The sequence below is a fragment of the Nocardioides sp. P4_G4 genome (assembly GCF_056401085.1).
Window position 1 is genome coordinate 61,884 of the sequence record NZ_JBFUKA010000005.1, and the last position, 25,864, is coordinate 87,747.

A 25,864-nucleotide genomic window follows, 5' to 3' on the forward strand; every position below is an offset into this window, starting at 1 on the left:
CGCACGTGAAGCGCCAGGAAGCGCCCGGTCGGCGCGCGTGAACCGCACGGAAGTGCCCGGTCGGCGCGCGTGAAGCGCCAGGAAGTGCCCGGTCGGCGCTAGAYCGGCTCGGCGACCGGGACGACGAGCAGGTCGCGCAGTCGGGCGAGACCGTCGCGGATCCGCGTCTTGGTGGTCCCGAGCGGGGCGCGCATGAGCTCCGAGACCTCCGTGTGGGTGCGGCCGCCGTAGTAGGCGAGCTCGAGCGCCTCGCGCTGGACCGGGGTCAGGGAGGCCAGGGCGGTCCGGACCTCGCGAGCCCGCTCGTGCGCCGCGACCGCCTCGAAGGTGTCGTCCGCCTCGCGCTCGGTGCTCCGGTCGTCCCACGCCGTGTCGCGGCGACGGCCGGCCTCGCTGGAGCGCACCCGGTCCACGGACCGCCGATGGGCGACGATCATCGTCCACGCCAGCGCGCTGCCGCGGGAGGGGTCGTAGCGGGAGGCGCTGCGCCACACCTCCAGCAGGACCTCCTGGGTGACCTCCTCGGCCTGGTGGGGGTCGCGGAGGACGCGCAGGGCGAGCCCGTGCACGCGCGGCGCCACGGCGTCGTACAGCTCGGCGAAGGCCACCGTGTCGCCACGGCCGACGGCGACCAGCGCCAGGTCCAGAGGTGCCGCCCCGTCAGCGGGGTCGGGCGTGCGGGGCATGGGGAGGTCCTCAGGTTGACAGGGTGCGGGCCGACGAGCACCTTGTGCACAAGTGGGTTGGGGACAAGGTAGCGCACCCCGTGCGAGAATGGCTGCCATGGCGGACACCGACACCCCGGCCCTGTCGGAGCAGCTGTGCTTCGACCTGTACGCCGCGTCGCGCGCCGTCACCGCTGCCTACCGCCCGGTGCTGTCGGGACTGGGCCTCACCTACCCGCAGTACCTCGTGCTGGTTGTGCTGTGGGAGGAGGGGAGCTGCACCGTCCGGCACATCTCGGACGCGCTGCGGCTCGACCACGGCACCCTCACCCCGCTGCTGCGGCGCATGGAGCTGGCCGGCCTGGTCGCCCGGCGTCGCGACAACGCCGACGAGCGGTTCGTCGTCGTCTCCCTCACGGCCAAGGGCGACGAGCTGCGTCGGCACGCGACCCGGATCCACTGCGACATGAAGGACGCGCTCGGCCTCGACGAGGCCGAGTTCACCGCGCTTCAGCGCACCCTGCGGCTGCTGACCGATCGCGTCAGCGACTGACCGCGGGCGTCGCGCGGGCGCCGGTGGACCGCTCCAACCATTCGCCAACCCCGCACACCTAGCGTGACGGCCATCACAGCCCGTCACCTACGTGAAGGCAGGACCTCGATGGCCAGGATCGAACTCACCGTCGACGGAGGCAAGGTCTCCGACGACGTCGAGCCCCGCATGCTGCTCGTGCAGTACCTCCGCGAGAAGCTCGGCAAGACCGGCACCGTGATCGGGTGCGACACCAGCAACTGCGGCGCGTGCACGGTCCACCTCGACGGACGCAGCGTGAAGAGCTGCAACATCCTCGCGGTCCAGGCCAGTGGGCACGAGGTGACCACGATCGAGGGCCTCGCCGACACCCACGAGGGCGGCGACCTGCACCCCGTGCAGGAGGCCTTCCGCGAGTGCCACGGCCTCCAGTGCGGCTTCTGCACGCCGGGGATGATCATGCAGGCCGTCGACCTGCTCAACGAGAACCCGACGCCCACCGAGGCCGAGGTCCGCGAAGGCATGGAGGGCAACCTCTGCCGCTGCACCGGCTACCACAACATCGTCAAGAGCGTCCTGCACGCCTCGTCCACGACCGCGGGAGGTGCCCGGTGACCGCCGTCGAGGACCGCCCGAACACCGACTCCGCGAAGGAGATCGGACGCGACCGCCGCCGCAAGGAGGACCAGCGCCTCATCACCGGTCGCACCCGCTGGACCGACAACATCGCCCTGCCCGGCATGCTGCACCTCGCGATGGTCCGCAGCCCCTTCGCCCACGCGAAGATCGTCTCCATCGACACCGAGGCCGCGAAGGCCGCCGACAACGTCGTGGCCGTCCTGACCGGTGCCGACCTCGGCGAGGCGCAGGGCGTCTGCATCAACGCCTGGGCGATCACCACCGACCAGGTCACCCCGCCGCACGTGCCGATGCCCTCGGACCGGGTCGCCTTCGCCGGCGAGACGGTCGCCGTGGTGGTGGCCCGCACCATGGCCGCCGCGCGTGACGCCGCCGAGCTCGTCGACGTCGAGTACGACGAGCTGCCCGCCGCGCTCGACCTCAAGAAGGCCGCCGCGGACGAGGTGCTCGCACACCCCGACCTCGGCACCAACAAGTCCGCGTTCTGGCGCTTCGACTCCGAGGAGGCCGGCACCGGCGGCAACGTCGACCAGGCGATCGAGAAGGCGCGGGCCGACGGCATCGTCATCGAGCGCGAGTACCGCCAGCAGCGCCTGATCCCGGCCTTCATGGAGCCCCGCTCGACCGTCGTCGACCCGACGGGCGAGCAGATCACCATGTGGTCGGCCACCCAGATCCCGCACATCCTCCGCTTCGCCCTGGCAGCGACGACCGGTGTCCCCGAGTCCAAGATCCGGGTCATCGCCCCCGACGTGGGCGGCGGCTTCGGCGGCAAGCTCCAGCAGACGCCTGAGGAGATGATCACCTTCGCGGTGGCCCGTCGGCTCGGCAAGCCGGTGAAGTACACCGAGACCCGCTCGGAGTCGTTGATGGTCGCCCACCACGGGCGCGACCAGTGGCAGAAGCTCACCCTCGCCGCCGAGAAGGACGGCACCGTCACCGGGCTCAAGGTCGAGCTCACCGCCGACCTGGGCGCCTACATCTCGCTCGTGGGCGGCGGCGTACCCGTCCTCGGCGCGTTCATGTTCAACGCCATCTACAAGTTCCCCGCCTACCAGTTCAACTGCCAGACGGTCCTCACCAACAAGACCTGGACCGACGCCTACCGCGGTGCCGGGCGCCCGGAGGCGACCTTCGCGATCGAGCGGCTGATGGACGAGCTCGCCGCCGAGATGGGCGTCGACCCGCTCGTCGTGCGCGAGAAGAACTGGATCACCCACGAGGAGTTCCCGTTCACCACCGTCGCCGGCCTGGAGTACGACACCGGCAACTACGAGGCCGCCACCGAGAAGGCGAAGGCCAGCTTCGGCTACGACGAGCTGCGCGCCGAGCAGAAGCGGCGCCGCGACGCGGGTGACCGCGTCCAGCTCGGCATCGGCGTCTCCACCTTCACCGAGATGTGCGGCCTCGCCCCCAGCCGGGTGCTCGGCAGCCTCAACTACGGCGCAGGTGGCTGGGAGTACGCCAGCGTCCGGATGCTCGCGACCGGCAAGGTGGAGATCACCACGGGCTCCTCGGCGCACGGTCAGGGGCACGAGACGGCGTTCAGCCAGATCGTCGCCGACCGGCTCGGGGTGGCCTTCGAGGACGTCGAGATCCTGCACGGCGACACCCAGATCTCCCACCGCGGCATGGACACCTACGGCTCACGCTCGCTGGTCGTCGGCGGGGAGGCGCTCGTCCGGGCCGCGGACAAGGTGATCGAGAAGGCCAAGCCGATCGCGGCCCACCTCCTCGAGGCCTCGGTCGACGACATCGAGTTCAGCGCCGGCCGCTTCGGCGTCCGGGGCACCGACCAGGGCATGGCCATGGCCGAGATCGCGATGGCCGCCTTCTTGTCCCACAACCTGCCCGACGGCATCGAGCCCAGCCTCGACAGCGACGCGACGTACGACCCGGTCAACTTCAACTACCCCCACGGCACGCACCTGTGCGCGATGGAGGTGGACACCGAGACCGGCGGCGTCCTGATGCGCAAGTACACCTGCGTCGACGACATCGGCACGATCATCAACCCGATGATCGTGGAGGGCCAGGTGCACGGAGGGCTCGCGCAGGGCATCGCCCAGGCGCTGTGGGAGGAGGCGGTGTACGACGACTCCGGGACGCTGGTGTCCGGCTCCTTCGTCGACTACCTGCTGCCGACCTCGGCCGACACGATCAGCTTCGACGTGCACCACAACTCCACCGCCTCGACCACCAACACGCTCGGCACCAAGGGCGTCGGCGAGGCCGGCACCATCGCCTCGACCCCGGCCGTGGTCAACGCCGTCGTCGACGCGATCAGGCACCTCGGGATCAACGACATCCAGATGCCCTGCACTCCGGAGCGGGTGTGGAGAGCCATCCACGACGTCTCTGGCGGCGGGACCACGGACACGGAGGGTGCGGCCGCCCCGCACTTCACCGAGGAGACCGGCATGCAGGGACAGACCGACCGCACGGACGGAGCAGGCGCATGATCCCCACCCAGTTCGAGTACCTCGCGCCCACCAGCGTCGAGGAGGCCCTCGCGGCGCTCGCCGAGCACGGGGACGACGCCAAGGTCATCGCCGGCGGGCAGAGCCTGCTGCCGGTGCTGCGGATGCGGCTCAACGCCCCCGAGGTCGTCATCGACCTCGGCGGCATCGAGGCCATCCGGGGCGTGCGGGAGGACGGCGACGCGCTGGTCATCGGCGCGATGACCACGCACCACACGGTGCTCCACGACCCGCTGGTCGGCGAGCACGCCGCCCTGCTCGTCAAGGCCGAGCACCAGCTGGCCGACGCCCAGATCCGCCACCGCGGCACGTTCGGCGGGGCGCTGGCGCACGCCGACCCGGCCGGCGACCTCGGGGCCCCCGCCCTGGCGCTCGGCGCGGAGTTCGTCATCGCCGGCCCGGGCGGCACCCGGACCGTGGCGGCCGACGACTTCTTCGTCGACCTCTTCGAGACCGCGATCGCCGAGGGCGAGCTCCTCACCGAGATCAGGGTCCCCAAGCACACCGGGTGGGGAGCGCACTACGAGAAGTTCGTGCGCGTCGCCCACCAGTGGCCGATCGTCGCGGTCGCCGCGGCCGTGCGGGTGGAGGGCGGCACCATCGCCGAGGCCCGGGTGGGCCTGACGAACATGGGCTCCACGCCRCTGCGCGCCCGCAGCGTCGAGGAGGCCCTGGTCGGCCAGCCCGCCACCGAGGACGCTGTCGCGTCGGCGGCGGCCCGGGCCGCCGAGGGCACCAACCCGCCCTCGGACCTCAACGGCGCGGCCGACTACCGCACCCACCTGGCCCAGGTCCTGACCCGGCGCGCGGTGCTCGCCGCCGCGGGGGCGTGAGCGGATGGAGCTGACACACCGCTTCACCGTTCCCACCGGCGTCGAGGAGACGTGGGCGCACTTCGAGGACATCGCCTCTGTGGCGGAGTGCTTCCCCGGTGCCCAGGTGACCTCGGCGGACGGCGACAGCTTCGCCGGCTCGGTGAAGGTCAAGCTCGGTCCGATCGCGCTGGTCTACAACGGCAGTGGCACCTTCGTGGAGAAGGACGAGGAGGCCAAGCGCTTCGTCGTCGACGCCAAGGGCAAGGACAAGCGCGGCAACGGCACGGCGGGCGCCCACGTCACGGTCACGATGGCCGACGCCGGCGGCTCGACCGACGTGTCGGTGCAGACGGACCTGGCCATCACCGGCAAGCCGGCACAGTTCGGACGTGGCGTCATGCAGGACGTCTCCGACAAGCTGCTCGGCCAGTTCGTCGACTGCCTCGAGCAGCGGCTGACCGCGCCCGCCGACGAGGCGCCAGCGGACGGCGTACCCGACCAGGCTCCAGCGGCGACGGCCGCCGACGAACCTCCGGCCGCGGAGTCGGAACCCCTGACCGCTCCGCGGCCGGTTCCACCACCCCGCTCCACGCCACCCCGGACGGCGCCGCCGCCGGTCGAGGCCCTCGACCTCGGCAGCGCCGTGCTGCCGGTGCTGGCGCGCTCCTACTGGAAGCAGGGGCTCGGTGTGCTCGTCGTGCTCGCCGTGTTGTGGAGGCTCCTGCGCCGTTGACCTTGGCGGGTGTGGGAATCTTCAAGGCATGAGGACGATCCGGGGCACCGCAGGACTGGCCGTGACCGTGCTGACGGGCGTGGTCCTGCTCGGCGGCTGCGGCCAGGGCGTCGACGGGCCCGACCCCTCGACCGAGATCACCCCGGTGACCTCGGGCGGGGGGAGCGTGACCTCGCTCGAGGCCACCCCCTCGGACGCGCGCTGCGCGGTGCCGAGCGTGGAGTTCCTCCGCGCCCAGGACACGGCCTTCGAGGGCACGGTGACCGAGGTGGGCGACGGGACCGCGACCCTCGACGTCGACCGGTGGTACGCCGGGGACGACGAGACCGACCAGGTCCGGGTCTCGACCCCGAGCCGGGAGATCGTCGACCTGCTCCTCGCCGTCGACTTCCAGAAGGGCAGCACCTACCTCGTCAGCGCCACCGACGGCCAGGTGAGCCTGTGCGGGCTCAGCGCGGTGAAGGACGAGCTGCTCACCGGCCTGTACGACGAGGCCTACGCCGGCTGACCGGTCGACCGGTCGCCGGGCCCCGACCGAACACGTCTAGAACACGTTGAGCGGTCTGAACTGGACCGACATCCGTGGCCCGGCGGCGGCCACCTTGGGCACCGCGTGCTCCCACGTGCGCTGGCACGAGCCGCCCATCACCACGAGGTCGCCGTGGCCCATCGTCACCGCGATCGAGTCGCCACCGCCCCGCGGCCGCAGGGCCAGCCGGCGCGGGTCTCCCAGCGAGAGGATGGCGACCATCGTGTCCTGGGTGCGGCCGCGACCGATCGTGTCGCCGTGCCACGCGACCGAGTCGTTGCCGTCGCGGTAGTAGCAGCAGCCCGCCGTCACGAACCGCTCGTGCAGCTCGGGCAGGTAGTGCTCGCTGAGCGCCTCCCGAGCCTCGGCGAGCACCGGGTGCGGCAGCGTCTCGCCCACGGCGTACGTGTGGACGAGGCGGGGGACGTCGACGACGCGGTCGTACATCTGGCGGCGCTCGGCGCGCCACGGCACGTCGGTGACCATGGCGGTGAGGACGTCGTCGGGGGCCACGAGCCAGTTGCGCTGGACATCGAGCCAGGCGCCGCGGGTCAGGACCCGGCGCTCGGGGGCGAGCGGCGAGAGCGCCGGCACCTCGGCCGTGTCGAAGAGCGTCGACTGGAAGTGCACAGCATGACGGTACACCACCGATCGAACACACGTTCGGAGTCGGGGGTCGGGGTCAGGGGTGCGTCGGGGCGATACCCGGTGGCCACGAGTTGGAGCGGTGCGGGATCGTTTCACCATGACGACCACCGGGGATCGACCCGTCGCCGCGCGGGTGCGCCACCTCACCAAGACGTACGGGAGCGGTGATGCCCTGGTGCGAGCGCTCGACGACGTCAGCCTCGACCTGGTCGAGGGGGAGTTCACCGCGATCATGGGCCCGAGCGGGTCCGGCAAGTCGACGCTCATGCACTGCTGCGCAGCGCTCGACACGGCCACGTCGGGCGAGGTCTGGATCGGGGAGCAGGAGCTCGGGAGTCTCAAGGACAAGCAGCTCACCCGGCTGCGCCGCGACGAGGTCGGCTTCGTCTTCCAGAGCTTCAACCTGGTCCCTACCCTGACCGCGGAGGAGAACATCCTGCTGCCGCAGTCCATCGCGCGGCGCAAGCCGGACCGCGAGTGGTACGACTCGGTCATCTCCACCGTCGGCATCCGCGACCGCCTCAGCCACCGCCCCAACCAGCTCTCCGGCGGCCAGCAGCAGCGGGTCGCGGTGGCCCGGGCGCTGGCCGGCCGGCCGCGCATCGTCTTCGCCGACGAGCCCACCGGCAACCTGGACTCGCAGTCGGGCGCCGAGGTGCTCGACCTCCTCCGCCGCAGTGCGGGCGACCACGGCCAGACGATCGTGATGGTCACCCACGACCCGGTGGCGGCGTCGTACACCGACCGGGTCGTCTTCCTCGCGGACGGCCGCATCGTCGACGAGCTGCGTCACCCTGACCGGGAGGGCGTGCTGGACGTGATGGCCCGGATGAGTGCCCCGGTGGCCGACTGATGTTCCGCACCGCGCTCAAGAGCCTGCTGGGCCGCAAGGTCCGGCTGATCATGAGCACCTTCGCGATCGTGCTCGGGGTCGCCTTCGTCGTGGGCACCCTCGTCTTCAGCGACACCCTCAGCCGCAGCTTCACCGCGCTGATGGCCTCCACGGTTGGTGACGTCGTGGTCCGTCCGGCGGGGACGTCGGGGGAGTCCGAGCCCTCGGCCCGCACCGTGGACTCGTCGCTGGTCGACCGGCTCCACGGTGTCGAGGGCGCGGCGCGCGTCGACGGCAACGTGACGGCCTTCGGCGTCTTCGTCGTCGGCGAGGACGACAAGGTGGTCGGTGGCCAGGGTCCGCCGTCCATCGGGGCCAACTGGAACGACGCCCCGGCCGGCCACGACCTCGAGGGACTGGCGATCATCGGYGGCCGCGCACCGGAGCGGGCCGGTGAGGTGGTGCTCGACTCCGTCACGGCCGGCGAGGGTGGCTACACCATCGGCGAGGAGGTCCACCTCGTCACGACCGGCGATCGGGCCGTCCTGCGTCCCACACTGGTCGGCATCGCCGGCTTCCCCGCAGGCGGCTCGCTCAACGGGTCGACGCTGGCGGCCTTCGACACCCGTACGGCGCAGCGGTTGCTGCTCGACGGGAAGGACGCCTTCACCGACATCTGGGTGACCGCGGACCCGGGGACCAGCCAGGAGGAGCTGGCCGCCGCGGTCCGCGACCGCCTCCCCGACGGCGTCGAGGCCGTGACCGGTGACGACGCGGCCGACGAGGCGGCGTCCGCGCTCCAGGAGGCGATCGGCTTCCTCACCACCTTCCTGCTGATCTTCGCCGGCATCTCGCTGGTCGTGGGCGGCTTCCTCATCGTCAACACCTTCTCGATCCTGGTGGCCCAGCGCAGCCGCGAGCTGGCGCTGCTGCGCGCGCTCGGTGCGAGCAAGCGTCAGGTCACCCGGATGGTGATGGTCGAGGCGTTCGTCCTCGGTGCCGTCGGCTCCACGATCGGCCTGGGGATCGGGATCCTGCTCGCGATGGCCATCCGGACCCTCTTCGGTCGCTTCGGCCTCGACCTGTCCGGCCAGTCGCTCATCATCGCGCCCCGCACCGTCCTGGCGGCCTACGTCGTGGGCATCGTGGTGACCATGGCCGCCGCTTGGCTGCCCGCGCACCGCACCGGCCGCATCGCGCCGATCCAGGCGATGCGCGACGACGTGGCGATGCCCGAGTCGTCGCTGCGCCGCAGGCTGGTCGCCGGCGTGGTGATGATGCTCGCCGGGGGCGCCGCCCTGGCCGCGGGTCTCGCGGACGCGGTGCCGCACCCCGGCTGGTTCGTCGGCGGCGGGATCCTGCTCATCCTGCTCGGCGTCGCCGCCGCCAGCCCGGTGATCAGCCACCCCTTCCTCTCGGCGGCAGCCTGGACCTACGCGCGGCTCTTCGGCACCGTGGGGCAGCTGGCGGGCCAGAACAGCCTGCGCAACCCCCGTCGTACGACGGCGACCTCGTCCGCCCTCATGATCGGCCTCTCGCTGGCGTGCACGATGGCCATCGTGGGGGCCTCGGCCAAGGCCAGCGTCGACCAGACCATCGAGGAGAACTTCGTCGGCGACTACGTCGTCAGCTCGCTGTTCGGCCAGCCGTTCTCGACGCGCATCGCCCAGGACATGGCCGAGGTCGACGGGGTCGACCACGTGTGGGCACAGCGCTTCGCGATCACCGGGTCCGGGCCCGACTCGGAGGGCGTCGCCGCCATCGACCCCGCGGCCTTCCGGCAGGGCATCGACCTCACCGTGGTCGCCGGCTCCGCCTCCGACCTCCAGGACGGGAAGGTCATCCTCGACGAGGAGTACGCCGGCGAGAAGTCCCTGTCGGTCGGGGACACCTACGACGTCGACCTCGCCGACGGGCCGCAGCAGCTCGAGGTGGTCGGCATCTACGCCGAGAACCCGATCCTGATCTTCCCCGCGGTCACGACGCCGCGCACGCTCATCGATGCGGGCTACCGCGACGCCGACAACTTCCTGATCATCGACACGGACGGCTCCAGCGCCGTGCAGTCCGAGCTGGAGGCCGTGGTCGCCGACCAGCCCATCGTGACGGTGAAGGACCAGCAGGCGTTCGCCGCGGAGCAGCGGGGGCCGATCGACCAGCTGGTCCTGATGATCTTCGCGCTGCTGGGCCTGGCCCTGCTCATCGCCGTCCTGGGGATCGTCAACACCCTGGCGCTGTCGATCATCGAGCGCACCCGCGAGGTCGGCCTGCTGAGGGCGATCGGCGTGAGCCGTGCGCAGCTGCGCCGGATGGTGACCCTGGAGTCGGTGGTGATCGCGGTGCTCGGCGCCGTGCTGGGCGTGGTGATGGGCATCGGGTTCGGGGTGGCGCTCATGCACGCCCTGCGCGATCAGGGCCTCGAGGTGATCGACGTGCCCGTAGGACAGCTCGCGATGTTCCTCGCCGCCTCGCTGGTCATCGGGGTGCTCGCGGCGGTGCTGCCGGCCCGCCGGGCCGCGCGGCTGGACGTGCTCCAGGCCATCAGCACCGACTGACCTTTACCATCCCCTTGCTGAAAACCTCACCCCGACCCACCGGCGGGACTACTCTGGGGCCCGTGGACACCGTGGACGTCAGGCCTGCCGAGCGCAGCCTCAAGCACGTGCAGGTGCGCGAGTACGTCCGAGACCTCCTCGCCGCTGCCGACCCCGGGACCGCCGCGCCCTCCGAGCGCGAGCTGGTCGCCCAGTTCGGCGTCGCCCGGATGACGGTGCGCCAGGCGCTCGACGCGCTGGTCGGGGAGGGACTGCTGGAGCGGGTCCCCGGGCGCGGCACCTTCGTCGCCCAGCCGCGCCACCGTGCCGGTCAGCTGACCTCCTTCACCGAGGACATCAAGCGTCGCGGGATGCTCCCGGAGTCGCAGACCCTGCTCGCGCGCCGCGAGCAGGCCGGGCCGGGTGTCGCCCGTGCGCTGTCCATCACGCCGGGTGACGCGGTCATCCACTGGAAGCGGCTGCGCCGCGCCGACCAGCAGGTCGTCTGCATCGAGGACGCCTACCTCAACGAGGTGCTGCTGCCCGGCTTCCTGCAGAGCGGGATGCCCACCAGCCTGTACGTCGCCCTCGATGCCCGTGGCCTGCGTCCCACCTGGGCCGAGGACTCGATCTGCGCCGACGCCGCCGAGGCGGAGGAGGCCGGGCTGCTCGAGCTGGCCGCCGGGGCCCCGGTGCTGCGCCACTCGCGTCGCGCCCTGCTCGCCGACAAGCCGGTCGAGGTCTCCCGCACCGTCTACCGCCCCGACCGCTTCACCGTCTACGTGCAGCTCGGCGGCGACTCCTAGGTCCCTGCGGGCCTCTCCAGCTCGTCGATCTCGGCCGTCGCGTTGGCGCGCGCGACCGGCTCCCACACCCGCGCCCCCGCGGCCGTGGCGAAGAGCCGCGGACCGTCCAGCAGGTCGCGCAGCACCGCCGCCCGTCCGAGGGCGAAGTCGGTGTCGGACACCTGTGCGTACTCGCGCCGGACCCCCGCCGCGTAGTCCGCGTAGCGCTCCGGGTCCGCGGCCAGGATGGCCAGGTCCGCGTCGCTCAGCACGCACGCGTTGCGGTCGTCGGGGAACGGCCGGTGGTGCTCGGTCATCCGCACCAGGCGCGCCACCTCGGAGGCCGGTGGCTCCGGAAGAGCGCGCTCGGCCCACTGCGCCGAGCGCTCCTCGGCGTCCGGGAGGGCGTCGTACACGGCGTCGTGGAACCACGCGGCCAGCACCACCGGCACCCGGTCGAAGCGCTCACCCGCCCGGTCCAGCTCGTCGATGCGGTCCAGCACCTCGGTGAGGTGCACGAGGTCGTGGTAGCCGTCGCGGTCCCACGCCACCAGCAACGCATCGCGTACGTCGTGCAGCGCCGGGATGGGCCACCGGTCGGCGAGGTTGGGCGGGTGGGGCAGGTCGGGCACCCTCCCGACCCTAGCCCCGCCGACCTCCCCCCTTCCGTGCGCCTCGATCGTGCCGACCTCCCCCCTTCCGTGCACCTGAGACGTGTCGACCGGGCAGTTTCGTGCAGTTCAGACGTGCGGGCGGTTTCGTGCGCGTGGGGATCTGGAAGCGCCACCGCGCATGCGTCTTCAACCGGAGCTGCCCGGTCGTCGTACCGAAGTGCACCGAAGTGCCCGCTCGGCATCTCGCAGGTGCAAGGAAGTGCCCCTCGGCACCTCGCAGGTGCAAGCAAGTGCCCGGTCGCCGTGGGGGCTCGTGCGAGGATCATCGCGTGGCGGCAGATCCTCCCTCGGCCTGGATCGTGACGGAGCGGTTACGGCTGCGGCGCCCGGTCGCGGGGGACGCCCGACGACTCTTCGAGATCCACTCCGATCCGAGGACCTACCACCACCTGCCTTCCGCGGTGATGCGCGACGAGTCGGAGGCCTCCGCGCGCCTGGACACGTGGCGGCGCCACTGGGACGAGCACAGATTCGGGTACGCCGTCGTCGAGACCACCGCCGACGCCGCCGTGGTGGGCTTCGCCGGTCTCTGCCACGTGCGGCTGGCCGATCACGACGTGCTCAACCTCTACTACCGGTTCGACCCGGCGCACTGGCGCCGCGGCTACGCCACGGAGGCGGGACGAGCGGCGGTCGACGAGCTGGCGCGACTCCGTCCCGGTGACCCGGTCGTCGCCCGCATCGCGCGGGACAACCCGTCGTCGATCGGGGTCGCCGAGCGCCTGGGGATGCGTCGCGATCTCCTGCAGGACCCCGACGACCCCGTGCCCCACTGGATCTACAGCACCCGGTCCCTCGAGGGGTGGACAGGGGGCGCGACGTGAGCGCCGTGCTCCCAAGCGTGCTCGCCGTCTACGCCCACCCCGACGACGAGTCGCTGTCGTCGGGCGGCCTGCTCGCCCGCCATGCCGCGGGCGGTGCGACGACCACGGTGGTCACGGCCACCTGGGCCGCCGGTACGACGCGGGCGCGAGAGCTCGGCGAGGCCGTCCGGGTCCTCGGCGCCGGCGCGCCGAGGTTGCTCGGCTACGCCGACGCCCGCGTACCGGAATCGGCGCCCGGCCGACAGCGGCTGCTCGACGCCCCGGTCGACGAGGTCGTGGCCGAGATCGTGGCCCTCGTCCGCGAGCTGCGCCCGGAGATCGTCGTCACCCACGACGCCCACGGAGGAGCCACCGGCCACCCCGACCACGTCCGCACCCACCAGGCGACGGTCGCCGCGGTGCGGGCGGCCGGCGACGGCCGACAGCACCTCGACGCGGGCCAGCCGTGGGCGCCGGGGTTCCTCCTCCTGGCCACCCACCCCCACTCGGCGCGCCCGATGCTGGCAGCCTCCATCGGGGCCCGGAAGGCGCTCCACACCACGCCGGACGAGGATGCCACCGCCCTCGACGTCACGCCGTGGCTCGCGGAGAAGGTGGCCGCGGTCCTGTGCCACCGGGCCGAGATGGCGCGGGGCGCCCTCCCCGGTCAGGTGGCCGCGATGTCGCCGGAGGCACGTCGGACCCTGCTCGGCACGGAGTACTACGTCCGGTCGCCGGTCAGCCCGTCCGGCGGCGTCGTGGCTCAGGCCGGGTCGGCCTCGAGGTCGTCGCTGTCGATGATCCGGTAGGCGTAGCCCTGCTCGGCGAGGAAGCGCTGCCGGTTCTGTGCGAAGTCCGCGTCGACGGTGTCTCGCGAGACGATCGTGTAGAAGTGCGCGGTCTTGCCCTCCGCCTTGGGTCGCAGCAGCCGCCCGAGCCGCTGCGCCTCCTCCTGCCGTGAGCCGAACGACCCGCTCACCTGGATCGCCACCTCCGCCGAGGGCAGGTCGATGGAGAAGTTGGCCACCTTGCTGACCACGAGCAGCGAGATCTCGCCCGAGCGGAACGCCTCGAAGAGCCGCTGCCGCTCCTTGACCGGGGTCTCACCCTTGATGACCGGGGCGCCGAGCATCTCGCCCAGCTCGTCGAGCTGGTCGATGTACTGGCCGATCACCAGCGTCGGCTGGGTGGAGTGCTGGTCGACGAGGCGGCGTACGACACCGACCTTCACGTGGGTGCAGGCCGCCAGCCGGTAGCGCTCCTCCGGCTCGGCCGTGGCGTAGGCCAGCCGCTGGCCCTCCGGCAGCGTCACCCGCACCTCCACGCAGTCGGCCGGCGCGATCCAGCCCTGCGCCTCGATGTCCTTCCACGGGGCGTCGTAGCGCTTGGGACCGATGAGCGAGAAGACCTCGCCCTCGCGGCCGTCCTCGCGGACCAGCGTCGCGGTCAGCCCGATCCGGCGCCGCGCCTGGAGGTCGGCGGTCATCCGGAAGATGGGCGCCGGCAGCAGGTGCACCTCGTCGTAGACGACGAGGCCCCAGTCGCGGGCGTCGAGCAGCTCGAGGTGGGTGTAGACGCCCTTCCGGCGGGTGGTGAGCACCTGGTACGTCGCGATGGTGACCGGTCGCACCTCCTTGACGGACCCGCTGTACTCGCCGATCTCGTCGGCGGTCAGCGTGGTGCGCTTGATGAGCTCGTCCTTCCACTGCCGCGCGCTGACGGTGTTGGTGACCAGGATCAGCGTCGTGGCCTGCGCCTGGGCCATCGCGGCCGCACCGACGATCGTCTTGCCGGCACCGCAGGGGAGCACGACCACGCCGGAGCCGCCGTGCCAGAAGGACTCGGCGGCCTCACGCTGGTAGGTGCGCAGCTCCCAGCCGTCCTCGTCGAGCGCGATCGCGTGCGCCTCGCCGTCGACGTACCCGGCGAAGTCCTCGGCCGGCCAGCCCAGCTTGAGCAGCGCCTGCTTGAGGTTGCCGCGCTCGCTGGGGTGCACCGCCACCGAGTCGTCGTCGAGGCGGTCGCCGATCATGCCGGCGACCTTCTTGGCCCGCAGCACCTCCTCCAGCACCGGCCGGTCGGTGCAGCTGAGCACCAGGCCGTGGACAGGGTGCTTCTCCAGCCGCAGCCGGCCGTAGCGCGCCATGGTCTCGGCGACGTCCACGAGCAGCGCGTGGGGGACGGCGTACCGGCTGTACTCCAGCAGCGCGTCGACGACCTGCTCGGCGTCGTGGCCGGCCGCTCGGGCGTTCCACAGCCCCAACGGGGTGAGGCGGTAGGTGTGCACGTGCTCGGGTGATCGCTCGAGCTCGGCGAAGGGGGCGATCGCCTTGCGACAGTCGGCCGCTCGCTCGTGGTCGATCTCCAGCAGCAGCGTCTTGTCGCTCTGCACGATCAGGGGGCCGTCGTTCACCGGCCCAGCCTACGGAGCGCCGCAACGCGGGCCCGACGGCGTACGCCGTGCGTCAGCTCGCGGCGGCCTTCTGCCGGGCGCGGTACGCCGCGACGTTGGCGCGCGAGGAGCACCGGTCGGAGCAGTAGCGCCGCGACTGGTTCGGCGAGGTGTCGACGAAGACGTTGGTGCAGGGGCTGGCGTGGCAGACCCCGAGCCGGGTGGCGCCGACGTCGCAGACCAGGGTGGCCAGCCCCATCAGGGACTCCCCGATCAGCAGCTCGGCCACCGACGCGGACCGGTTGGCGACGTGCATGTGCAGGTGCGCCGGGTCGTGGTCGCTGATCATCGGGGTGACGGGGTGGCGCGCGAGCAGGTCGTTGAGCCGCGACACGACCAGGGACACCTGCTCGTCCTCGGACGCCTCGAACACCGGTCGCAGCTCGGCCTGGAAGGCCTGGAGGTCGCGCACGTCGACGGGCGTCACCGACCGGTGCAGCCAACCGCGGTCGGCGAGGTGCACCAGCAGCGCGTCGGGGTCGGCGAGGTCGGCGTTGAGCAGCGATGCCGACGCCTCGGCGTACCTGATGAAGTCCACGTCTCCAGCCTACGGACGGGCCGGGAGCGGGGCGACGGACGTGATCCGGTGGACGGCGAAGGCACGCAGGTCGTCGGCGCGGTGGTCGTGCGCGGTGAGGCTGCCCCCCTCGAGGCGGACCGGGTCGACGACACGGTCCGACCGGGCGCCGTGGTTGTCCACGTAGCCGATGACCACGGTGCTGCCGGCCTCGATGGCCTCGCGCAGCGCGGTGAGCGCACCGGTCGGGGTGGTCGTCAGGGCGGGGGTGTCGGGGCGCGACGCGGTGGCGCGGTCGCCGCTGCGGACTGCGGTGACGACGGCCGCGACCCCCGCGTGGGTCCGGGCGAGGGCGGCTGCCCTGCTGCGACCGGCGCGCGGACGGCGGGCCCGCAGCAGGTCGCGGCGCGCGACCCGCACGGTCCCGTCCGGGGCCTCGACCACGGGGGCGGCGCCGAGGTCGCGGAGGCGGGGGAGGAGCACGTCCACCGGGATGGTGCTGATGAGCACGGTCGGGGCGATGCGCCGCAGACCGAGCGAGCCCGCCTTCGGGTTGTGCAGCAGCTCGGTGAGCGCGCTCTCGTCGTCGGCGCGCAGGAACGACTCGGCCTGCCCGACCCGGACCGTGCCGAACGTGCGGGACACGTCGTCGACCAGGTAGGTCAACGGCTGCGGCACGGGCGTGCGCGACACCGACCCCACGAAGTCGTGCACCTCCAGGGCCGTCCAGCCGGCGTCGAAGGCGCGGCGGACCGAGCCGGGGGTGAAACGGTAGACCGTCGCCCCGCCGCGCGACTCGACGTCGGCGACGAGGTGCAGGGTCCGGGCCAGCTCGGCCTCGAGGGGGCCGGGGGCCACGGCCGTGAGGTCGGCCTGGAGCAGCACGTGGTCCACCGGGTGCGGCAGGTGCGGGGTGATGGCCGCGACGGCGTCGTCGTGGTCGCCCGCGAGCGCGGCCCGACCGGCGTCCGAGAGCGCCCCGGCCCCGGTGAGGCCCAGCGCGGCAGCCTCGGTGACGGCCGCGGCGACGAGGTCGCGGTGCACGGACGGACGACGGGGTCGGCGCCACGCGACCCGCTGGACCAGCGACGGGACCCCGGTGCCGGTGGCCAGGGCGGCGCCGGCCGGCAGTGCCGCGAGCTCCTCCAGCGCGAGGCGACGTGCCTCGGGCGCCATCTGGCTGGACAGGTCCGGGGCCAGGGCGTTCCACGTGCGACCCGCGGGGTCGCGGGTGCCGATGAGGGAGGCGACCCGGGTGGTCTCGAGCCAGGCCAGCACCAGCGCGGCCCAGCGCTCGGCCACCGACCCGGCGGACCAGGCGTCGAAGGCGTCGGTGGGCAGCCACACCGTGTCGCCGTCCTCGTCGACCCCCTCGGTCAGCAGGCCCGCGGTCGAGGCGAGCTCCACGAGCAGGCCGGCCTCGGGCTCGTCGACCTGGAGGTCGCGGGCCGTGGCCTTGAGGTCGCGCACGGCCAGCCCGCCGCCGCGCAGGACGCCGGGGGGCTCGAGACCCCAGTGGTCCAGCACCAGCTCCACGCGGCGTACGGCCTCGAACGCCGCACCGGCGGCGCTGCGCTCGACCAGGGACGGGTCGCGGTCGGTCGTGGCGATCTCGGGGACCTCGTCGCGGGGGGTCCGGGTGGTGCGTCCGCCCCGCAGCGCGAGCCCCACCTCACCGGGCAGGACGAGGGTGCCGCCGTCGCGCGGCAGGAGCAGGCGGTGGGCGATGAGCTCCTCGACGGGCGTCGCGGCGTCGGCCGGCGAGACCGTACGACGCGCGTTGCCGGTGGTGCCCTCGCCGCCGTGGGCGTCGACGTGCTCGAGCAGCGCGCGGGCGGCGGGCGACAGCGCCTCGATGCGCGCGGCGACGGCGGTGGGGTCCGTCGGGTCCGGCGACATCGGCCGCAGGCCGCTGACCCCGACGCTCTCGTCGCCGCGCAGCGCGTCGGCGACCCCGCTCAGCGGACGCAGCCCGCCGGGCGACTCCCAGACGAGCGCGAGGTCCACCAGCCGGGTGACGGCGGGACCCGCCGCGGACGCCTCCGCGTGCACCATGGAGATCAGTTCGTCCGAAGTGGTTTGACCGGCAACCACGAGGGCATCAAGCACCGAGAGCTCGAGCCGGGTGAGGCCGTCGAGCGCGCGGATGACTGAGCTGCGAGTTGCTGCCCGTGAGGCCAGCTGGGCGGAATCGTGAGGTGCAGGAGTGGCGAGATCGGGACGGTCCGTGAGCAGCCCGGCGAGCCGCTCGTCCGGCCAGCCACGCAGCTGGTCCGCGAGCGTGCGTGGGAGCGCCGCCGGCTGTGTCCTCGACATCCCTTCTACGCTACTCGCCGAGCCCACCCCGGGGCTCATCGTCGAAGAGCGCGAGGGCAGGGCATGAAGCCGGTCGATCTGCACCACGGAGCCGCCACCGACGTAGGTCACGTGCGGACGGTCAACGAGGACTCCTTCCTCGTCGCCCCTCCCGTCTTCGTGGTCGCCGACGGCATGGGCGGCCACGCCGGGGGCGACGTCGCCAGCCGCATCGTGGTCGAGGAGTTCGCCCGCCTGGTCGAGGAGGGCTACGACCCGCAGCGCGGTGCGGAGCACGTCTCGGACACCATCGCCCGCTCGCAGGCCCGGATCATCGAGTACGGCGAGGGGCAGCGCGCCGACCACCCCCGCTGGCACGCGGGCACCACCGCGGTGGTGGCCGTGCTCGTCGACGACCACGGGACCACCAAGTGGCTGCTGGCCAACCTCGGTGACTCGCGCATCTACCGCTTCACCGACGGCCACCTCGACCAGGTCAGCGTGGACCACTCGGTCGTGCAGGAGCTCGTCGACGCCGGCCGGATCACCCCCGCCGAGGCCACCGTGCACCCGGAGCGGCACGTGATCACCCGTGCCCTCGGCAGCCCGGAGGGCGTCCACCCCGACTTCTTCCTGCTCCCGCTCCCCGCGGTCGAGCGGCTGATGCTGTGCAGCGACGGCATCTCGGGGATGATCGCCGACGCCGAGATCGCCGCGATCCTCGCGTCGGTCCCCGACCCGCGCGACGCCGCCGACGCGCTGGTCCGTGCCGCCCTGGAGGCCGGGGGCCGCGACAACGCCACCGCCATCGTCATCGATGTGGTGGGATTGGTGCACGACGATTCATACGACTCCGAGCGCCAGCTCGCGAGTCTCGAAGACAAGTTGGGGGCCCGTCCGTGAGCGACTCCGTAGGTCATCGTCGACAGCTGGCCGCCGGCGGCTGGTACGCCGTCCTGGGCAGCGAGGTCACCCTGCTCCTGCCCGCGGACGAGCGGCCCCGGGTCGCCGAGCTCTGGGAGCTGGTGGACGCCGGCGCCGACTTCGACGAGGTCCTCGACGGCCTGCTCGCCGGTGGCATCCGCACGCTCACGGGATTCGTGCTCGTCGGGCACGGCGACAGCACCCGGGTCCTGGTGCGCGGCGACGCGTCGGTCACGATCTCGACCGCCGCGGGCGACGAGGTCGTCTCGGGGGCCGGCCAGAGCATGTGGGCCGACCGCACCCTGACCGGCGTCACCGGTGGCACCGCCGTCATGGAGCGGTCCGGCGAGCACGACCTCGCCCTCACGTCCGGCATCGCACGGGTCGGCTCGCTGGTCTTCGGCGAGTCCCCGGCGGTCGACGGTGCCTCCCCGGTCGCCCCCGGCACCGCGGCCACGTCCGACCCGGACCGTGACGAGCTCACCGAGACCGGGCCCGACACCGACCCCTGGACCGAGCCTGCCGCCGAGGCCACGGAGCAGTGGTCGCAGCCGTCCGAGGAGCCGCCGGCGGGCGGGCCGGCCGAGCAGCCGGTCGCGGACGTCGTGCCCATCGAGGCAGCGCACTCGAGCGAGCCCGACGCGAGCGAGCCCCGCACCTTCGGCGCTCCCACCGACGACGACCCCACCCCGACCGGCGAGCAGCCGGCCGTCGTGGAGCCGGTGCAGCCGGCGGAGGACTCGGACGACCACGACGGCCAAACCACGATCGGCCCGGCCGCCGACGCGTTCGTGCGTCCCGGCGTCCCCGGCCAGGAGCTCGCCCCGTCGGTCGTCTCCCGCCCGGTGGCCAAGCTCGTGTTCTCGACCGGCGAGGTGGTCGACGTGGACCGCACGATCATCGTCGGGCGGGCGCCGGAGGCGCGCCGGTTCGCCTCGAGCGACCAGCCCTACATGGTCACCGTCGCCAGCCCCCACCACGAGATCTCCTCGACCCACCTCGAGATCCGTCCCGGTGCGGGCGCCGACCACGGCAGCGCGGTGGTCACCGACCTCGGCTCCACCAACGGCACCGTCCTGGTGCAGCCCGGGCTCCCGCCCGAGGACCTGCAGGCCGGCATCGCCGTGTCGCTGATCCCCGGCGCGATCCTCGACCTCGGTGACGGCGTCACCATCCAGACCACGAACCCCTGACGCAGGACCCCACGTGACGCAGCAGCAGCAGGCCCTCGCCCCGGCCACCACGTACCCGGTCGCCGAGCTCGAGCGCCGCTTCTACGCCTTCGCCGTCGACCGCCTCGTCACCTGGGGGCTGTACGTCGTCGTCGGCGTGGGTGCCTGGCTGGCGTTGGGGGACCAGCCGTGGGTCATCGCCGGGATCGTCGGCGGGGCCGTGGTCCTGGGCTGGCTGGTCCTCGCGGTGATGACCGGGGTCTCGGGCAACACCCCCGGCAAGTCCGCGATGGGGCTGCGGGTCGTGCACCACGGCACCGGCACCCCGATCGGCCTCGGCCCGGCCCTGGGCCGGTCCCTCGTCCTGGCCGCAGCGTCCCTGCCGACCTTCGGCATCGGCCTGGCCACGCTCGCCTGGACCGCCGTCGAGGACCGCGGTCGCCAGCGGCGCGGCTGGCACGACCACCTGGCCTCCTCGATCGTGGTCGACGTGCGCCCCGTGGAGGAGATCACCGAGCTGGTCGACGAGAGCCCGAGGCACGTCGTCAACCTCACGGCCATGCGCCTCATCCCGGCCCCGGCGGTGGAGCCCCCGGTCTTCCGGGCGCCGCCGCCCCTCACCCGGCCCGCCCCCGAGGCTCGTCCGCAGCAGCCGAGCGCAGCGCCCCCCGCGTACCCCACCCCCCAGGTRCCCGCCTTCCTGCCCCCGCAGCAGCAGCCCCAGCAGCCGGTCCAGCTACCCGCCCAGCAGCCGGTCCAGCGCCAGCAGCCCGCCCCGCAGCCGCCCGCCCAGGCGGGCGGCCACCCGGACGACGACCCCGGGCGCACCGTCGTCCGTTCCCGCCCGGAGGCCGCTCCTGCCGGTGACCCGGTGGGTCCCCGGTGGCGGGTCCGGTTCGACGACGGGCACTCGTTCGTCGTGGAGGGCCTGGTCCTCGTCGGCCGTCGCCCCGAGCCGCGCTCGGGCGAGCCGGTGTGGCACCTGGTCCCGCTCACCTCGGCGGACATGTCGGTCTCCAAGACGCACGCCCAGTTCTCACCCGCGCCGGACGGCGCCCTGGTGGTGATGGACCGGGGCTCGACCAACGGCTCCACGCTGACCCGCAAGGGCGTGTCGCGCCAGCTCTCCCCGGGCAAGCCCGCGACCCTGGTCGACGGCGACACCGTCGCGTTCGGCGACCGGTCCATGCAGGTACGCCGGGAAGCGTGACCCCGCGCGGACGTCAGCGGGTGATGGCCACCGGGATGCGGGTGACGGAGCCGCGGGCGCCGCGCCAGCGGATCCAGCCGTCGTCGACCTGGCCCGGTGCGGCCGGACCGGTCACGGTGATGCGGAAGACGGCGGTCTCACCGGGGCTCAGCCGGGCGGCCAGCGGCGTGACGCGCACCCGGTGCCGGGCGAAGCCGATCGCCTGGGCCGAGAAGTACTCCGCCCGGTTGCCCAGGTTGCGCACCCGCCGGGTCACCGTGCCGGTGCCGCGTACGAGCACGGAGGAGAGGTTGAGGTCCGCCCACGAGCCCGTGTCCAGGGCCTGCCGGTAGCGGGACGTGGACACCGGCAGGGCCAGCCGGGCGCCGGTCACGTCGGCACCGGCGCGCCCGGCGCCCTGGTGCAGCACCGGGTCCGAGCCGAGGGGCACCGCCGTGGTGGCGAGCACGGAGCGCACGACCGGTGCCGCCCAGTCGTGGCGCGAGCGCAGCAGCGCGGCGGAGCCGCTGACCCGGGCGGTGGCCGCCGAGGTGCCGCTGAAGAGCGCCCAGCCGCGGTCGTCGGGGACCGCGCCGAGGACCCCGTCGCCGACGGCGACGACGTCGGGCTTGACCGAGCCGGCCCGCGGGTCGCCGGGGGGCGACCAGAGGGCGGTGCGCCCGGCGGCGGGGGAGGGCGCGATGCCCGACATGCGCACCGAGGTGCGGTCGTGGGTGCGGACCCAGCGGACGAGCCGGGCCGCGTCGGGGGCGTTGAGCTGCACGGTGGGGACCGCGTGGAAGTCGTCGACGACCGGACCGGGTCGCACGTTGCCGAGCACCATGGCCACGCCGTCGGCCCGCGCCACGGCGTCGGACTTGTCGATGCGACCGATGCCACCGCGCTCGCAGTAGACCGCGACGCCCGCCGTGCGAGCGGCGTCGAGGGAGCCGGGCCGGCACTGGGCGGCATCACGACGGGAGACTCCCGCGGCGGCCACGTCGCGGCCGAGCACCAGGCGGACGGGACCGGAGGTACGTCGCGACCGGCTCGCGCCCGTCAGCGTCGGGCCGCCGAGCACGGAGACCCGGCCCTGCCAGACGCTCCCGAGGGAGGCGCCCACCGTGGTCACCCACGGACTGTCGTGTGCGGCGTACTGCTCGCGACCGTCGTTGCCGGCGGCGGCCACGACCACGACGTCGGCCTCCGCGGCGCCCAGCAGCGCCCGCTCGACCGTGTCGGTGCCGGCCGGGCCGGCGACGGCGAGGTTGAGGACGTCGACGCCGTCGGCGGTGGCGCGGTCGATGGCGGAGACCAGGTCGGCGGTCGCGCAGCCGTCGTCGCCCGGGTCGGGCGCGCCCCAGCAGGCCTTGTAGGCGGCGATCCGGGCCTGGGGGGCGATGCCGCCGTACTGGCCGACGGTGCGGCCCTGCATGCGGACGCTGACACCGGCGTTGCCGGCCGCGACCGATGCGACCTGGGTGCCGTGGCCGACGGCGTCGCGGGCCGAGAGGTGCTCGGAGCTGCGGATGCGGTCCTTGCCGAAGCCGGCGACCCACCAGCCGGAGGCCACGACCTTGCGGTTGCAGGTCTCGGCCGACCAGTCCTCCCCGACCTCGCACGTCCCGCCGAAGCCCTCGGGCTCGCGGCCGAGGCCGGGGATCGCGGCGAAGAGCGGGGACTCGGGCGCGAGGCCCGAGTCGACGACGCCGATGACCACGCCGGCGCCTCCGTAGGCGCGGGGCTGGCCGACCTGTCCCGACGCCAGGGCGGTGCCCCGGCGCCCGGTCAGCGGCCGCACCGTGTTGGCCTCGACGGACGCGACGTCGGGGTCGGACCGGACCGCCGCCACCTGGTCGGCGGTGAGCTCCACCGCGAAGCCGTTGAGCGCCGTCGTCCAGCGGTAGGTCGTCGTCGGGCTGCCCACGCGGGCGAGGACGGCRTCCTGGCGGGCCAGCAGGTCGCCCGGGTCGACGCCGTCAGCGGATGTGCCCGCGCCGACGAGCGTGACGAGCTGGAGGACCGGGACCCCTGCGTCGTCGGCGCTGGCCGACCCCTGGACCGCGGTGGATCCGAGCCCGGCGGCCACGGTGACGAGCACGGCCAGCACCGTCGCACGGCGCAGGCCGGCGCGGCGAGCGCGGTGTCGTCGGTGGAGGGGCACGGCGGGATCCGGATCCTGGAGTGGTGAACGGGCGAGACTGCCCATGATGACGCGAACCGCCCATGCTGTCAGGCGCTTGGGGGCGAATCAATGTGGGCGACCGCCGGGCCCGTCCCAGCCGCGCCGTACGCTGGCGCCATGACGTCCCCGACCCCCGAGCGCGTCCCCGGGCTCGTGGTGGGCTTCGACCTCGACATGACCCTGATCGACACGGTCCCCGGGTTCTCCGCGACCCTCGCGGCCCTCGCCGACGAGCTCGGCGTGGACCTCCCGGTCGAGGACCTCACCTCCCGCCTGGGTCCGCCGCTCGACGCGCTGCTGTCCCCGCACCTCGCGGCCGAGGACGTCGCGCCGGCCATCGCGCGCTTCCGCGAGCTCTACGCCGACCACTCGATCGTGCCGGTCCCCGTCCTCGCGGGCGCCCACGAGTCGCTCGCCGCCGTACGCCGCCACCGTGGCCGCACGCTGCTGGTGACCGGCAAGTTCGCTCCCAACGCCCAGCGCCACGTCGACCACCTCGCGCTCGACGTCGACCTCGTCGCCGGTGAGGTGTGGGGCGTCGGCAAGGCCGCTGCGCTGCGCGAGGAGGGCGCCACGATCTACGTCGGCGACCACGTGCACGACGTCGAGGGGGCGCTCGCCRCCGACGCCGTCAGCGTCTCGGTGCTCACCGGAGGCTGCACCCGCGAGGAGCTCGTGGCTGCCGGCACCCACGTGGTGCTCGACTCGGTGGAGGACTTCCCGGACTGGCTCGACGAGCACCTCCTGGACCAGCGCCTCGCGGCCCTGGACGCGCGGCTCCGTGAGCTCGGGTCGGTGGTCGTGGCGTTCAGCGGGGGCGCCGACAGCGCGCTGCTGCTGGCGGCGGCGGTGCGGGCGCTCGGCACCGAGCGGGTGGTCGCCGCCACCGGCTACTCCGACTCGCTGCCGGCGGTCGAGCGCGACCCCGGTCGCGACTTCGTGGCGTCGCTGGGGGTGCCGCTGCTGACCCCCCGCACCCGCGAGATGGAGCGCGAGGGCTACCGCGCCAACTCCGGCGAGCGCTGCTACTTCTGCAAGGCCGAGCTCATCGAGACCCTCCGCCCGCTGGCCGACGAGCAGGGCATCGCCCACGTGGCGACCGGCACCAACGCCGACGACGCCGTCGCCGGCTTCCGCCCCGGCATCCGTGCCGCGGCCGAGCGGGGTGCGGTGACGCCGTTGCTGGACGCCGGCCTGACCAAGGACGACGTACGCCGCGCCTCGCGTCGCTGGGGGCTGCCCACCTGGGACAAGCCCGCGGCCGCGTGCCTCTCCTCGCGGGTGGCCTACGGCATCGAGGTGACCCCGCACCGGTTGGCGCGCGTCGAGCGTGCCGAGGCCGCGGTCCGGGCCGTGCTGGCGGAGGCGGAGCTGGAGAGCCGCGACCTCCGGGTGCGAGACCTGGGGGAGCGGGGCAGTGTCGAGCTGGACCGCGACCTGGTCACCGGGCCCCTGGTCCCCGGCGCCCCGGTGGAGCTCGCGGTCGTTGCCGCCGTGCGGGCCTCCGGCTTCGCCGAGGCCGGGGTCGACCCGCGGGGCTTCCGCTCGGGCTCGCTCAACGAGGCCCTCGTCGCGGAACAGCCCTCTCCGAGATAGCGCTCCCCGAAACAGCGCTCTCCGAGACACCGCTGTCGGAAATGGCAATGCCGGAGTTAGCAATGCTGGAAATAGCAATGCCGGAATTGCAGAGGCCGTTGGCGGGTTGTCGCTGCGCACACATAGTCTGTGCGCGCTCGGGGCACCGCCCCGGCTGCACCGTCCCGGCGCGAGGCGCCCGCACGAATGAAGAGGTCACGGCCGTGCCCAGTGGCAAGGTGAAGTGGTTCGACGCCGACAAGGGCTTCGGGTTCCTGTCCCAGGACGGCGGGCCGGACGTCTACGTGCACTCCGACGCGCTCCCCGAGGGCATCGCGACCCTCAAGGCCGGCACCCGCGTCGAGTTCGGCATCGCCCAGGGTCGCCGCGGCGACCAGGCGCTCCAGGTGCGGGTCCTCGACGCTCCCGCCTCGGTGACGCGCAACCAGCGCAGCGCCCAGCGCAAGGACCCCGAGACGATGGTCGCCATCGTCGAGGACCTCATCCGGCTGCTCGACGACGTCGGCGAGACCTACCGCCACGGCCGTCACCCCGAGGCCAGGACGGCCCGGCCGACCGCCAAGCTGCTGCGCGCCCTGGCCGACGAGCTCGAGCTCTGATCGACACGGCCCGAGCGGCCGCTAGGTGTACTGACCACGGACGTTAGGTACGGCGTGCCTGCTGGACGATGACGAAGACCCCCGGGTGAGGTGTGAAGCGACCAAGCAATCACTCGCTCACGAACTCCGGAGGTCTTCGTGTCACACGCTAACGCCCAACTCACCCCGGCCGGACGTCTACGCCTGGCCAGGCTCGTTGTCGACCAGAAATGGCCCCTACGACGCGCGGCCGAGCGGTGGAACTGCTCGGTCACGACCGCGAAGCG

General features: G+C 73.3%; 23 protein-coding genes and 1 pseudogene. 17 read left to right on the plus strand and 7 right to left on the minus strand.

Annotated elements, in window-relative coordinates; genetic code table 11:
- Window positions 1-98: 98 nt before the first annotated feature.
- Window positions 99-686, minus strand: a complete 588-nt coding sequence (gene sigK / locus AC1DQF_RS02285) for an ECF RNA polymerase sigma factor SigK (protein ID WP_477523590.1) — start codon at window positions 684-686, stop codon at window positions 99-101.
- Window positions 687-783: 97 nt separating this feature from the next.
- On the opposite strand from sigK, the gene AC1DQF_RS02290 reads away from it, so the two are divergent.
- The 6 genes from AC1DQF_RS02290 to AC1DQF_RS02315 all read left to right on the plus strand — a co-directional run bounded on the left by AC1DQF_RS02290 (window position 784) and on the right by AC1DQF_RS02315 (window position 6,372).
- On the plus strand, window positions 784-1,218 hold the full coding sequence (locus AC1DQF_RS02290) for a MarR family winged helix-turn-helix transcriptional regulator (RefSeq protein ID WP_477523591.1): 435 nt from the start codon (window positions 784-786) through the stop codon (window positions 1,216-1,218).
- A 108-nt stretch (window positions 1,219-1,326) separates the two neighbouring features.
- Window positions 1,327-1,812, plus strand: coding sequence for a (2Fe-2S)-binding protein (locus AC1DQF_RS02295; protein WP_477523592.1), 486 nt, complete (start codon window positions 1,327-1,329; stop codon window positions 1,810-1,812).
- Entirely contained in the window at window positions 1,809-4,298 is a 2,490-nt protein-coding gene (locus AC1DQF_RS02300; protein WP_477523593.1) for a xanthine dehydrogenase family protein molybdopterin-binding subunit, read from the plus strand. Before AC1DQF_RS02295 ends, AC1DQF_RS02300 begins: the two co-directional genes overlap by 4 nt.
- Window positions 4,295-5,149, plus strand: a complete 855-nt coding sequence (locus tag AC1DQF_RS02305; RefSeq protein WP_457207721.1) for an FAD binding domain-containing protein — start codon at window positions 4,295-4,297, stop codon at window positions 5,147-5,149. Before AC1DQF_RS02300 ends, AC1DQF_RS02305 begins: the two co-directional genes overlap by 4 nt.
- 4 nt (window positions 5,150-5,153) lie before the next feature.
- Window positions 5,154-5,864: an SRPBCC family protein gene (locus AC1DQF_RS02310; protein ID WP_477523594.1), complete on the plus strand. Its 711-nt coding sequence runs from the start codon at window positions 5,154-5,156 to the stop codon at window positions 5,862-5,864.
- 28 nt (window positions 5,865-5,892) lie between these two features.
- The gene (locus AC1DQF_RS02315) at window positions 5,893-6,372 is read left to right on the plus strand and encodes a hypothetical protein (RefSeq protein WP_477523595.1); all 480 of its coding nucleotides are present in this window, start codon (window positions 5,893-5,895) and stop codon (window positions 6,370-6,372) included.
- 36 nt (window positions 6,373-6,408) lie between these two features.
- Here AC1DQF_RS02315 and AC1DQF_RS02320 read toward each other — a convergent pair whose 3' ends face one another.
- A complete protein-coding gene (locus tag AC1DQF_RS02320) occupies window positions 6,409-7,023 on the minus strand; it encodes an alpha-ketoglutarate-dependent dioxygenase AlkB (RefSeq protein ID WP_477523596.1) in 615 nt (204 codons plus the stop codon).
- Between the two features lie 115 nt (window positions 7,024-7,138).
- Between AC1DQF_RS02320 and AC1DQF_RS02325 the strand changes: the two genes are divergently transcribed.
- From AC1DQF_RS02325 to AC1DQF_RS02335, 3 genes are all read left to right on the plus strand, one after another.
- Window positions 7,139-7,894, plus strand: coding sequence for an ABC transporter ATP-binding protein (locus AC1DQF_RS02325; protein ID WP_477523597.1), 756 nt, complete (start codon window positions 7,139-7,141; stop codon window positions 7,892-7,894).
- On the plus strand, window positions 7,894-10,428 hold the full coding sequence (locus AC1DQF_RS02330; protein ID WP_477523598.1) for an ABC transporter permease: 2,535 nt from the start codon (window positions 7,894-7,896) through the stop codon (window positions 10,426-10,428). The genes AC1DQF_RS02325 and AC1DQF_RS02330 overlap by 1 nt, the downstream gene beginning before the upstream one ends.
- 62 nt (window positions 10,429-10,490) lie before the next feature.
- The gene (locus tag AC1DQF_RS02335) at window positions 10,491-11,213 is read left to right on the plus strand and encodes a GntR family transcriptional regulator (protein ID WP_477523599.1); all 723 of its coding nucleotides are present in this window, start codon (window positions 10,491-10,493) and stop codon (window positions 11,211-11,213) included.
- Here the strand turns inward: AC1DQF_RS02335 and AC1DQF_RS02340 are convergent.
- Window positions 11,210-11,824, minus strand: coding sequence for an HD domain-containing protein (locus AC1DQF_RS02340; protein ID WP_477523600.1), 615 nt, complete (start codon window positions 11,822-11,824; stop codon window positions 11,210-11,212). The two genes, AC1DQF_RS02335 and AC1DQF_RS02340, sit on opposite strands and share 4 nt — an antisense overlap.
- Window positions 11,825-12,135: 311 nt before the next feature.
- Between AC1DQF_RS02340 and AC1DQF_RS02345 the strand changes: the two genes are divergently transcribed.
- Together AC1DQF_RS02345 and AC1DQF_RS02350 are read left to right on the plus strand one after the other, a co-directional pair.
- Window positions 12,136-12,690 carry a GNAT family N-acetyltransferase gene (locus AC1DQF_RS02345; RefSeq protein ID WP_477523601.1) on the plus strand — a complete coding sequence of 185 codons (555 nt, stop codon included), beginning with the start codon at window positions 12,136-12,138 and terminating at the stop codon, window positions 12,688-12,690.
- Entirely contained in the window at window positions 12,687-13,478 is a 792-nt protein-coding gene (locus AC1DQF_RS02350; RefSeq protein ID WP_477523602.1) for a PIG-L deacetylase family protein, read from the plus strand. Before AC1DQF_RS02345 ends, AC1DQF_RS02350 begins: the two co-directional genes overlap by 4 nt.
- Here the strand turns inward: AC1DQF_RS02350 and AC1DQF_RS02355 are convergent.
- From AC1DQF_RS02355 to AC1DQF_RS02365, 3 genes are read right to left on the minus strand one after another with little or no spacing between them, the layout of a single operon-like run.
- Window positions 13,433-15,082 carry a DNA repair helicase XPB gene (locus AC1DQF_RS02355; protein WP_477523603.1) on the minus strand — a complete coding sequence of 550 codons (1,650 nt, stop codon included), beginning with the start codon at window positions 15,080-15,082 and terminating at the stop codon, window positions 13,433-13,435. The genes AC1DQF_RS02350 and AC1DQF_RS02355 overlap by 46 nt on opposite strands.
- A gap of 52 nt (window positions 15,083-15,134) precedes the next feature.
- The gene (locus tag AC1DQF_RS02360; protein WP_477523604.1) at window positions 15,135-15,659 is read right to left on the minus strand and encodes a CGNR zinc finger domain-containing protein; all 525 of its coding nucleotides are present in this window, start codon (window positions 15,657-15,659) and stop codon (window positions 15,135-15,137) included.
- 9 nt (window positions 15,660-15,668) lie between these two features.
- Window positions 15,669-17,954, minus strand: coding sequence for a helicase C-terminal domain-containing protein (locus AC1DQF_RS02365; RefSeq protein ID WP_477523605.1), 2,286 nt, complete (start codon window positions 17,952-17,954; stop codon window positions 15,669-15,671).
- A gap of 63 nt (window positions 17,955-18,017) precedes the next feature.
- On the opposite strand from AC1DQF_RS02365, the gene AC1DQF_RS02370 reads away from it, so the two are divergent.
- The 3 genes from AC1DQF_RS02370 to AC1DQF_RS02380 are packed head-to-tail and all read left to right on the plus strand — an operon-like array spanning window position 18,018 to window position 21,239.
- On the plus strand, window positions 18,018-18,836 hold the full coding sequence (locus AC1DQF_RS02370; protein WP_477523606.1) for a PP2C family protein-serine/threonine phosphatase: 819 nt from the start codon (window positions 18,018-18,020) through the stop codon (window positions 18,834-18,836).
- Window positions 18,833-20,050: an FHA domain-containing protein gene (locus AC1DQF_RS02375; RefSeq protein WP_477523607.1), complete on the plus strand. Its 1,218-nt coding sequence runs from the start codon at window positions 18,833-18,835 to the stop codon at window positions 20,048-20,050. Before AC1DQF_RS02370 ends, AC1DQF_RS02375 begins: the two co-directional genes overlap by 4 nt.
- A gap of 13 nt (window positions 20,051-20,063) precedes the next feature.
- On the plus strand, window positions 20,064-21,239 hold the full coding sequence (locus tag AC1DQF_RS02380) for an RDD family protein (protein WP_477523608.1): 1,176 nt from the start codon (window positions 20,064-20,066) through the stop codon (window positions 21,237-21,239).
- A gap of 13 nt (window positions 21,240-21,252) precedes the next feature.
- Here AC1DQF_RS02380 and AC1DQF_RS02385 read toward each other — a convergent pair whose 3' ends face one another.
- Entirely contained in the window at window positions 21,253-23,382 is a 2,130-nt protein-coding gene (locus AC1DQF_RS02385; protein WP_477523609.1) for a S8 family serine peptidase, read from the minus strand.
- Window positions 23,383-23,520: 138 nt separating this feature from the next.
- On the opposite strand from AC1DQF_RS02385, the gene larE reads away from it, so the two are divergent.
- The 3 genes and pseudogenes from larE to AC1DQF_RS02400 all read left to right on the plus strand — a co-directional run.
- A complete protein-coding gene (gene larE, locus AC1DQF_RS02390) occupies window positions 23,521-24,999 on the plus strand; it encodes an ATP-dependent sacrificial sulfur transferase LarE (RefSeq protein ID WP_477523610.1) in 1,479 nt (492 codons plus the stop codon).
- A 203-nt stretch (window positions 25,000-25,202) separates the two neighbouring features.
- Window positions 25,203-25,598, plus strand: coding sequence for a cold-shock protein (locus AC1DQF_RS02395; protein WP_477523611.1), 396 nt, complete (start codon window positions 25,203-25,205; stop codon window positions 25,596-25,598).
- A 138-nt stretch (window positions 25,599-25,736) separates the two neighbouring features.
- Window positions 25,737-25,864, plus strand: a pseudogene (locus AC1DQF_RS02400) (IS481 family transposase); the annotation flags it as partial.

Excerpts from the sequence above, each read along its gene's own strand:
- AC1DQF_RS02325 (WP_477523597.1), top strand. The coding sequence starts at position 7,139 with ATGACGACCACCGGGGATCGACCCGTCGCCGCGCGGGTGCGCCACCTC.
- AC1DQF_RS02310 (WP_477523594.1), top strand. The coding sequence starts at position 5,154 with ATGGAGCTGACACACCGCTTCACCGTTCCCACCGGCGTCGAGGAGACG.
- AC1DQF_RS02365 (WP_477523605.1), bottom strand. The coding sequence starts at position 17,954 with ATGTCGAGGACACAGCCGGCGGCGCTCCCACGCACGCTCGCGGACCAG.
- AC1DQF_RS02370 (WP_477523606.1), top strand. The coding sequence starts at position 18,018 with ATGAAGCCGGTCGATCTGCACCACGGAGCCGCCACCGACGTAGGTCAC.
- AC1DQF_RS02315 (WP_477523595.1), top strand. The coding sequence starts at position 5,893 with ATGAGGACGATCCGGGGCACCGCAGGACTGGCCGTGACCGTGCTGACG.
- AC1DQF_RS02290 (WP_477523591.1), top strand. The coding sequence starts at position 784 with ATGGCGGACACCGACACCCCGGCCCTGTCGGAGCAGCTGTGCTTCGAC.
- AC1DQF_RS02295 (WP_477523592.1), top strand. The coding sequence starts at position 1,327 with ATGGCCAGGATCGAACTCACCGTCGACGGAGGCAAGGTCTCCGACGAC.